Raw genomic sequence first — 7,079 nt, forward strand, 5'->3', positions numbered from 1 at the left:
GATTCCTATCTCACGCGTTTTATTATCATGATGCCTTTTTCTGCTGATTCTTATTAACAACATGACTACCAATTAACGCTGATGCGCCGGTCATGAAGCCTGCCAAAATTGCCAAAATAATGAAACTAGGCATCGTTAACCCATTTTTAAATACCATGATACCAATCAACCATGCTAAATAGATGATGCCTGTTAATAATCCTCGCTTAATTGGGACTAAATATAGAAACGCTGCCAGCACAACGGCTACCAGGCCCCACGGATAGTCCGCCCAAATCGGTCCGCCAGTCATCAGTGCCCACAGCACCGGCCAGACAATCACAGCCCCCAGCAATATTAATAATTCTTGCGTCCCGGTCATTTTTCTACTCATCACTATTACCACCCTTCTAACAAAATTGTAGCAAACTAGTGCGTACCCGAAGAAAGTAATTTGCAAAATTTACTTTTTATTGGTTCGCGCGCATACTAGTCATACAATCTAATACTTAATGGGGTAAAGCATTATGCGAGAAGCGAAAAATGTTTTTGTTGGTTTTGGTAAAGCGGGTAAAACGCTCGCTTTCAAGCTGGCATCGGCTGGTGAATCAGTTATTTTGATTGAGCAATCAGAACTAATGTACGGTGGAACTTGTATTAACGTCGGCTGCATTCCATCTAAACTACTTTATACACTATCAGATGCTGGCGCGGGCGAACCAGGCTTAGAAAAGTATCGCAACGCTGTCCTAACGAAGAAATCGCGCATCGGTACGTTGCGTGGTAAGAACCTACATAAGGTTGCTGATTTGGAATATGCCACTGTACTGACCGGCCAAGCGCACTTTGAAGATGATCACACGATTACCGTTACTTATCAAAACGGGCTTCGTGAAGAAGTACGTGGCGAACGCATCTTCATCAATACCGGGGCCACACCAAGTGTTCCTGATACGCCGGGATTAGCAACGAGTCGCTACGTTGTCAAGACCGACGCTTTAATGGATCAAGAAGTGTTACCAAAAGAACTGGTCATTATTGGTGGTGGCTATATTGCGGCTGAATTCGCGACAACCTATGCCCAATTCGGCGCCCATGTTACGATGCTAATTCGCAACCCAACCTTCATGTCCTTCATGGAACGTGAGGCCGCGGCAGCCATTCATGAGTCATTAACTGACTTAGGTGTTGATATTCGGTTGCATGCGACCGTAACCGAAGTAACAGACGGGGACATTGCGGCAACGTTGACCGTTAACCAAGATGGCCAGGTAACCTCGGTCAACGCCGACACCATCTTAATCGCCACGGGACGTCATGCTAACATTGACGGACTCGGTCTAGAAAATACCCATGTTTTGACCAATGAGCGTGGGATTTTGGTTGATGATCAGTTACGCACAGCTGCGCCAAATGTTTGGGCCTTGGGCGACGTGCGTGGCGGTGCCCAGCACACGTATATTTCGCTTGATGATTCACGCATTATTATGAATCAACTCCGCGGGGATGGCCGTGCGACTCTCGCACAACAAGCTGTGACACCTTCTGTTGTGTTCACAAATCCACCAATGGCCACAATCGGTCTTAATCAAGAAGAAGCCGATGCACAAGGCATTCACTATCGCATGAGTAAAATGGCTGTAGCTGCCTTACCAAAGACATACATTGCCGGTAATACGCGTGGTTACATGAAAGCCTTGGTTGACGATAATGACCACATTATCGGGGCCACATTATTCGCCATCGAGGCCCATGAAATGATTAACCTCATCTCAATGGCCATGCATAATAATTTGCCTTACCAAACAATTCGTGATCAAATCTTTGCTCACCCAACAATGAGCGAAGGGTTGAACGATTTGTTTGAAGGCATCCCTGAAAAATAACGTTATATTAGCAGCAACCTTTCAGAATACGTTAAAAAAACGCAAAGCAACCACTATTGGCGGCTTTGCGTTTTTTAGGTACTGAGACGGAAACTGCGGTCTCAGTTTTATTTTGTATGCATTTTATCTTCCAAACGACTCATCCACCAACCTAACCAGGTGCCAAGTGCCAACAGCACGACGGAAATCGTGATGTGGATAATGGTGAAGTCTTTAAAGTCGGTTGGCACAATCATAACCGTCGACGCCAGGACAATCCCAAAAATTGCGTGGAACAACTTCGCATACGCAATCTTAAAAATATAGGCCATAAACTTTGACAGCAGGGCAATAATCAAAACTAAACCAATCATAATAGGGACCAAGACACCCAAATCGCCATGTTTAATCCCATCACTCATCCCTTTATATAAGCCAAGATAAATTAAGAAATTCGATGGGCTCAGGCCGGGTACAATTAACCCTAGTCCAATCAAAGCCCCCGCTAGGACCCACGCACCGAAACTTGCTTCAATTTTTGAAAACAGAGGCGCGCCAAACAACAAAAATGCCAACATCGCGGCAAAGGCAATAACCGTAATCACCACGTCAACCGGCGTTCGGCCTTCTTTGGCTGCATCACGCCACAATGACGGCAAAGTACCAACAATCGCTCCGACGAAAAACCAGAGCGCCACACTTTCATGTTCCCCAAGTACGAAGCTAATTGCAAAGGATAACAAGAAAATGCCAAGCAAGGCACCAATACCAACGGGCATGAAGTATAGCACATTCTCTTTGAATCGCTTAAACGGATTCGCTAAGAACGTAATAATTCGCTCATATAGCCCAAACACTGCGGCCAGTGCGCCACCACTGATACCGGGCAAGATAAAACCCGATCCAATTAAGGCGCCTTTAACAGCACGGAAGATCCAATCTCCTGGTTGTTTTTGCATGGTTAGTCCTCGTCTATTCTTCAGAAAATTCGCTTTAATACTGTCATTTTACCCGAGTCACTAAAACAGGACAACGGCCTCTAAGGTTTCGACAACAAATAGTAATCATGTTGCGAACGTGCTACCATTGAAGACACTACAGAGGATTGAGGTGAGCCATTATGATGACTTATACACGTAAAGCACGTCTATCTGATTTGGACGCAATACTAAAAATTACCGACCAAGCCGTGGCATTCTTGGCAAGTCAAGATTCACCGCAATGGCAAGGAAATGATGGACCAACTCGTGCAGAATTTGAATCAGCAATTAACGCTGGTGTCGCATATGTCTTGATCTATGACAAGCAAGTTGCCGGTGTTGCCAAGTTAATTTCTGGACCGGAAGCAGCTTATGACAATATCGATGGGCAGTGGGGCGGCGATGCCACTACCTATATGACCATCCACCGCGTAACTGTCGATGGCGAAATCCGCGGCCAAGGTTTGGCTCAGCAACTGCTCCATGATTTAATTGTGATCGCTCGTGAACGAAATTTCACGGATATCCGCATTGATACCCATGCAGTGAACGCAATTATGCAACACGTCATTACCAAACTAGGCTTCACCTATCAAGGCATGATTATGTTGCCAATTGCCAATGGAGAACGTAAAGCCTATCAACTAATTCTCGACTAACCCTTTTCATACTGTATTCCTCGGAAGGTGTGCTATTATTTTTGCAAAGAAACCGAGGTGATTCATAATGAAGAATGTGTTGGTACTAGGCGCTACCGGAAATGTTGCGCAATATTTTATTGATAGTTTTGCTAATGTGGCGCCTGATGACATGCAATTAACATTGTGGGCCCGTAATTCACGTCGCTTACCCCGTTCTCAGCATGAGGCTTATCAAGTCTACGAAGGGGACATGTACGATGCGACAACATTGGTACCAGCCATCGCTGATGCTGATATCATCGTTAGCTTCATCGGTTCATCACCAATGCCAACGTATGCCCAAGCGCTAATCGATGCCATTAACATGAGTGGTCGCACTATCGACCGTGTCATTTGGCTCGGCGCTGGTGGCATGATGGGCGAAACCATTGGCGGTGAAGGCCGCATTGCCCGTTCGATGCCCGGCTACTTCAATCAACAACTAAGCGGTGGTGAAATGTTGATGGGGGCTGACTTTGACACAACCATTGTCAGTCCTGTGATGTTCCACGGTGGGCCAGCCGGCAAGCCAATTATTTTTGACAGTCATGAAACAACACCCGCACAAACTGTTTCACGTGAAACGATTGCGCTAGTCTACTTAGAAGCCTTATTACAAGACAAGTGGCGTAATCAGATGATTACAGTTGGTGATCGTAAATAAAAAAACTCCCGTCAGACGAAGACTGTATACGCTTCGTTTGACGGGAGTTTATTTTTTAAATGTCTTGTTTATGCTTCGTCCAAAATGAGTAACCACCAACCATGACAATAAAGAAGATGATTGTTGCAATCACAGATACTTGTGTCGCCTTATCCAACACCAAGATAACCAACACGGCCAAGAAGAAGGCAATCGTTAAGTAACTGGTTGCTGGGAACCATGGCATCTTGTATGGATTTTCGATTGATGCCTCGGTCGCCTTGTACTTAATGTGCGCAACCATGATCAAAATCCAAACAAAGATAAAGCTAATCGTTGCCACACCAGTAATTAGCGTAAAGATTTGTGATGGGAAGAAGTAGTTTAACAACACAACGGCCAAGAAAATCAATGACGATGCCAACATACCAGTAACTGGCACCATGTTCTTTGAAATTTTCGCCAACGACTTTGGCGCTTGGTTGTTCTTCGCCAATACATACAACGTACGTGACGTTGAGAAAATTGCTGAGTTAGCGGCTGACAACGCTGAGGTTAACACGACAAAGTTCACAATATCAGCGGCAAACTTAATGCCCATCCCCGCAAACACTTGCACGAAAGGTGATTGGGCCGTATTAATATCATTCCAAGGATAGATTGCCATAATAATCGCAACCGCACCAACGTAGAACAACCCGATTCGTACAGGTACTGAATTAATAGCCTTTGGTAAATCACGCTCTGGGTCTTCTGTCTCACCAGCCGTTAGCCCAACCATTTCAATACCCGTAAAGGCAAAGATAACCATTGGAAAGGCCATTAAGAATCCACCAAAGCCGGTTGCGAAGAAACCACCATGGTCCACCAAATTAGCGAATGAAGCTGTGTGTCCACCAGTATGGAACCCAGTCGCAATCAAACCTAATCCGGCAACAATCAAAGCTAAGATGGCGATCACCTTAATGGATGCGAAGCCTGACTCCAATTCACCAAACCACCGCACATTCACCAAATTCAACCCAACTAGTAGTAACACCACAATCAACGGCGTGACCCACTGCGGAATAAAGGGGAACCAATAGCGAAGATAAATACCAGTCGCCGTTAAATCGGCCATAGCCAAACTTGCCCAACTCAACCAGTAGGCCCAGCCGATGGCAAATTCCCATTTGTCGCCTAAGTATTCGCGAACAAAATCAATAAATGAGCGCATTTTCGTATTCGATAATAGCAACTCACCAACCGCGCGCATCATGAGATAAGCAAAAATACCAGTTATGGCATATGCCAAAATCAGTGATGGTCCGGCTGCCTTGATGGCTGACCCAGAACCCAGGAACAATCCCGTTCCAATTGCACCACCGATGGCAATCATCTGAATGTGCCGCGACTTCAACCCACGTGATAACTCACGTTGCTCGTTTCCGTTTTCCATATTAAAAACCTCACTGCATGGGGTACAAAAAAAGTCCCCATGCCAAATTAAATTTGACATAGGGACGTTAAATAACGCGGTTCCACCCTAATTCTTGGTTAATCATCCTAACCAAGCAACTTAATTACGGGTAATTTTTGTTTCTCCAAAAGTTCCACGTTCGATAACAATGTACTTGTTTGCACCAACCACAAGCTCTCTAAAACATTGCACAATCGAACACCTCTTTCTTCACCGAGACGCCAATTAGTAACTTAACTATAAAGACTTCTAAAAAATTAGTCAAGCGTTGTGACCTACTTGGTCTTTTCAACCAGTGATTCAAAATGCTTCACATCAACGCTCTCACCAACAACCGTTAGCACATCCCCGATTTGAATCATCTCACTAGACTCTGGTGCCACATTAACCTGGCCTTGCGACTTAATTGCAATCACATTAAGGCCATAATTTTTGCGAATGTTTAATTCTGAAATCGTCTTATTCGCAAATTTCAAATTCGCAATCTTGATTTCACCTAAGGAGTGCTTATCACCCAAATCAATATAATTAATCAAATTAGGCGTCATAATTTGTTCCGCTAAGCGTTGGGCCATTTCATGTTCAGGACGGACCACTTGATCCGCACCAACCTTCGCCAAAACGCGGGCGTGCAAATTATTTTCAGCCTTAGCGACCACGTGTCGTACACCCATGTCCTTCAACAAAATCGTTGTCAAAATTGACGCTTGTTGATTGTGACCGATTGCCACAATGACGTGATCAAAACTTGGCAAATCCAAATCTCGCAAAGCATCCTCATCTTGTGCATCGGCGATCACAGCGTGAGTTGCCTTATCCATGTAATTTTCAACTAATGCAGGGTTACTATCGATAACCAATACATCCTGACCAGCCGCAATGAGCGATTCTAATAGCGAGCTACCAAACCGGCCCAAGCCAATCACGGCAAATGTTTGCTTCATTATGTTGTCTCCATTTTTATTAATCTTTATATCATGCCTTAGACACCCTAAACCAGGGTGTTTTGATCATCGTGCGGTCTTAAATTACCACCTTGACCTTTCGACTTTATTTTACCACTTCATCACAAACTACCTAAAAATCGGAAGTAAACTTGCATTAAGTCCGATTAAATGCCTACAATAGCATATGTTAAATTATGCACTTTGTGTGAACTTATAAGAATTTAGAGAGAATTAGGGTTGGTAATTAAATTTGGGAGATTGTTACCACTCATGAGTACTATTTCGCGCGTTGCCGCGCTTTTTTCAACAGCTGCATTGGGTAGCATGCTGTTAACAACATCCGTTTCAAGCGTTACAACGATTGTCGCTGCCGCTGAAACAAATCAAACACAACAAACTAACGCTCTGACGTTAGCTGATGGCACTTATGATACGACCGTTGCCGTCTATAAGACTGGCACGCAAGAAGATTCAGCTATGATGTCATACGTCGAGAGCAAAGGATCAATGACCATCAAAAACGGAT

General features: G+C 44.5%; 7 protein-coding genes and 1 pseudogene. 4 read left to right on the forward strand and 4 right to left on the reverse strand.

The annotated features are described in order from the left end of the window. Positions 1-25: 25 nt before the first annotated feature. Entirely contained in the window at positions 26-373 is a 348-nt protein-coding gene (locus WEIDD23_RS07325) for a hypothetical protein (protein WP_123157475.1), read from the reverse strand. Between the two features lie 133 nt (positions 374-506). Between WEIDD23_RS07325 and WEIDD23_RS07330 the strand changes: the two genes are divergently transcribed. Continuing rightward, entirely contained in the window at positions 507-1,865 is a 1,359-nt protein-coding gene (locus WEIDD23_RS07330; protein ID WP_010371081.1) for an FAD-dependent oxidoreductase, read from the forward strand. A 107-nt stretch (positions 1,866-1,972) separates the two neighbouring features. On the opposite strand, the gene WEIDD23_RS07335 is transcribed toward WEIDD23_RS07330, so the two are convergent. Beyond that, positions 1,973-2,803 carry a DUF368 domain-containing protein gene (locus WEIDD23_RS07335; protein ID WP_010371079.1) on the reverse strand — a complete coding sequence of 277 codons (831 nt, stop codon included), beginning with the start codon at positions 2,801-2,803 and terminating at the stop codon, positions 1,973-1,975. 161 nt (positions 2,804-2,964) lie between these two features. Here WEIDD23_RS07335 and WEIDD23_RS07340 point away from each other — a divergent pair, with 161 nt between their 5' ends. Next, positions 2,965-3,483 (forward strand): GNAT family N-acetyltransferase, encoded by a 519-nt coding sequence (locus tag WEIDD23_RS07340; protein WP_010371077.1) that lies wholly within the window; start codon positions 2,965-2,967, stop codon positions 3,481-3,483. 67 nt (positions 3,484-3,550) lie between these two features. Beyond that, positions 3,551-4,168, forward strand: a complete 618-nt coding sequence (locus tag WEIDD23_RS07345) for an NAD(P)-dependent oxidoreductase (RefSeq protein ID WP_010371075.1) — start codon at positions 3,551-3,553, stop codon at positions 4,166-4,168. Positions 4,169-4,223: 55 nt separating this feature from the next. Here the strand turns inward: WEIDD23_RS07345 and WEIDD23_RS07350 are convergent, their stop codons facing one another. Both WEIDD23_RS07350 and WEIDD23_RS07355 read right to left on the reverse strand, forming a co-directional pair. Further along, on the reverse strand, positions 4,224-5,585 hold the full coding sequence (locus WEIDD23_RS07350; protein WP_010371074.1) for an amino acid permease: 1,362 nt from the start codon (positions 5,583-5,585) through the stop codon (positions 4,224-4,226). A gap of 296 nt (positions 5,586-5,881) precedes the next feature. After that, positions 5,882-6,550 (reverse strand): potassium channel family protein, encoded by a 669-nt coding sequence (locus WEIDD23_RS07355; RefSeq protein ID WP_010371073.1) that lies wholly within the window; start codon positions 6,548-6,550, stop codon positions 5,882-5,884. A gap of 273 nt (positions 6,551-6,823) precedes the next feature. Between WEIDD23_RS07355 and WEIDD23_RS13595 the strand changes: the two are divergent. Continuing rightward, positions 6,824-7,079, forward strand: a pseudogene (locus WEIDD23_RS13595) (hypothetical protein); the annotation flags it as partial.

The organism is Weissella sp. DD23 (assembly GCF_001579105.1).
Classification (GTDB): domain Bacteria; phylum Bacillota; class Bacilli; order Lactobacillales; family Lactobacillaceae; genus Weissella; species Weissella cibaria.

Bases quoted from the DNA above. Each gene is read 5' to 3' on its own strand.
- WEIDD23_RS07355 (WP_010371073.1), bottom strand. From the start codon at position 6,550: ATGAAGCAAACATTTGCCGTGATTGGCTTGGGCCGGTTTGGTAGCTCG.
- WEIDD23_RS07350 (WP_010371074.1), bottom strand. From the start codon at position 5,585: ATGGAAAACGGAAACGAGCAACGTGAGTTATCACGTGGGTTGAAGTCG.
- WEIDD23_RS07335 (WP_010371079.1), bottom strand. From the start codon at position 2,803: ATGCAAAAACAACCAGGAGATTGGATCTTCCGTGCTGTTAAAGGCGCC.
- WEIDD23_RS07340 (WP_010371077.1), top strand. From the start codon at position 2,965: ATGATGACTTATACACGTAAAGCACGTCTATCTGATTTGGACGCAATA.
- WEIDD23_RS07325 (WP_123157475.1), bottom strand. From the start codon at position 373: ATGAGTAGAAAAATGACCGGGACGCAAGAATTATTAATATTGCTGGGG.
- WEIDD23_RS07330 (WP_010371081.1), top strand. From the start codon at position 507: ATGCGAGAAGCGAAAAATGTTTTTGTTGGTTTTGGTAAAGCGGGTAAA.
- WEIDD23_RS07345 (WP_010371075.1), top strand. From the start codon at position 3,551: ATGAAGAATGTGTTGGTACTAGGCGCTACCGGAAATGTTGCGCAATAT.